The organism is Fulvivirga kasyanovii (assembly GCF_009711405.1).
GTDB lineage: Bacteria > Bacteroidota > Bacteroidia > Cytophagales > Cyclobacteriaceae > Fulvivirga > Fulvivirga kasyanovii.
The window spans coordinates 1-1,892 of the sequence record NZ_SMLW01000194.1 but is presented as its reverse complement, the minus strand read 5'-3'; the positions used below and the strand labels follow the sequence as shown (position 1 = coordinate 1,892).

Annotated in this window: 3 protein-coding genes; 2 read left to right on the top strand and 1 reads right to left on the bottom strand. The window is 40.6% G+C overall.

What is annotated here, in order from left to right; genetic code table 11:
* Positions 1–201: hypothetical protein (locus E1163_RS30880; RefSeq protein ID WP_221417886.1), on the top strand; the 201-nt coding region annotated here is incomplete at its 5' end.
* On the opposite strand, the gene E1163_RS00760 is transcribed toward E1163_RS30880, so the two are convergent.
* Positions 198–641: a DinB family protein gene (locus tag E1163_RS00760; RefSeq protein WP_155168617.1), complete on the bottom strand. Its 444-nt coding sequence runs from the start codon at positions 639–641 to the stop codon at positions 198–200. The genes E1163_RS30880 and E1163_RS00760 overlap by 4 nt on opposite strands.
* A 275-nt stretch (positions 642–916) precedes the next feature.
* On the opposite strand from E1163_RS00760, the gene E1163_RS00755 reads away from it, so the two are divergent.
* Positions 917–1,892: BamA/TamA family outer membrane protein (locus tag E1163_RS00755; protein ID WP_185155902.1), on the top strand; the 976-nt coding region annotated here is incomplete at its 3' end.

Genomic DNA, 1,892 nt, shown 5'->3' with positions numbered 1-1,892 from the left:
GATGAGAGACTTCCTTATTTTATTTTTTACGTATCAGTAGTGAATGCTTACCAAGGAGGGTCAACTACAATACAATTCTTTTTTAACCACCATTTCCGAGTGGAGTCTCTTGGCAAAGGACTCCGCGTCAATCCGGGTACGATCAAAGTAGGGAACGGATACCTTTACCGCGGTGAACCTGCTATAAAAGTCATCTTTTAAGCCATGATCTGCTTAAGATGATGCTCCAGGTGATCAATATAATCATCGATCAGAAATCTCAAATCATTCTCTTCTCCATTGGGCAATAAGAGCGAATAATTTAATGATACTTCTGTTTGCTGTTTTATTATTTCTTTGATCCTTGTATTTAAGGCTAGCCAAACATTAAGCAACTCACTAATATCAGCACTTTGGTATGCATTGGCCTTGACTAGCAGGTCTTGCTCGTAAGACCTTACCTGATAAGGTTTTTTTGAGAATTGGATTTCCGTAAAGCGTTGTAAATTATTAATTGCGGAATCTATGAGGTGCCCCAGTATTTCTTTTTTTGACCACTTATCAGGAGAGGGTTTGATATCAAATTGTGAAAGCGAATTACTTGTGATGTAATTGGAGGCTTCGGTTAGCAGTTGCTCAAGTCGGAGTGTCGTCTGGTGCATATTTTAAAATTATTAAGAAAGGTTGAATGTAAGCTAAATGATGAAATTATGGAGAAAGCAAAAATAGACAAAGGTCTTAAAAAGAGGTGAACTACTTGGCTTTTTAAGGAGGATCATCATTTTCCAGTGGATTCCCTTAGCAAAGTATATTATATCAATTAAATGTACTGAAATTGTAGGTGTGTAGGCAAGCGTAATCAACTGCCACCTTGCCACAATTTGCGCTCTTCCTGAAAATACCTACTTTTAGCGGTTACAAGCTAAAAATAATATTGTTGAAACTACATAACTCATACCTTGTCTCAGTCCTTTTAGTTATTGTGGCATTAACCGCTTCACTATCCGCAACAGGGCAGCAGTCCGATACTGTGCGGCGCCAGAAAAAACTGAAGATAACACCTCTTCCGGCCTTATTTTATACTCCAGAAACCCGGTTAGGTTTTGGGGGACTGGTATCGGGCGTGTTTAACCTGGGAGACCGAAAGACAACCCGCAACTCAAATGCTGAAGTACTGGCGGCTTACACTTTGAATAATCAGATTATTCTGCGTACCAGAAACAATCTCTTTACGAAAGATGAAAAGTATGCCCTTTCCGGAGAGCTGAGCTTTTACGACTTTCCAATACTTTATTACGGTGTGGGTAACGATACTGACAAAGACCTTGAAGAAGAGTTGGGCTATAAAGTCTTCATATTTCAGGAGCGTGTACTCCGGCAGGTCAGGAAATCTTTATTTATCGGTCCTCAGTACCGTTATAATTACCTGTATGACATCGAGTATGAGCCTGAAAATCTTGTTGATGATATACCCTTCATCTACAGCGGAGCCGGCACCAATTCAGGTTTAGGGTTTTCCACGATTTACGACACTCGTAATAATGTACTTAACGCTTCCAAAGGAGTTTTCCTCCAGTTTTCAACCTTCTTTCATGGAGAGGCCCTGGGAGGAGACTTTAATTTTAACAGGTATACAGTGGACCTGAGAAGGTACTGGATGCTTAAAAATGGTGATGTTATTGCAGCGCAGTATTTTGGAGAGTTTAATACCGGTAACATTCCCTTTCGTGAGATGGCCCAGCTAGGTGGTGAAAACATTATGAGAGGCTACTATAATGGCCGTTTTCGTGATGATCAGCAAATGGCTGTGCAGGTTGAATATAGAAAACAGGTCATCCCCTGGCTTGGTTTTACGGCTTTTGGTGCCTACGGAGACGTATCCGACGATATAGGAAATTTCGAAATTGGCGACT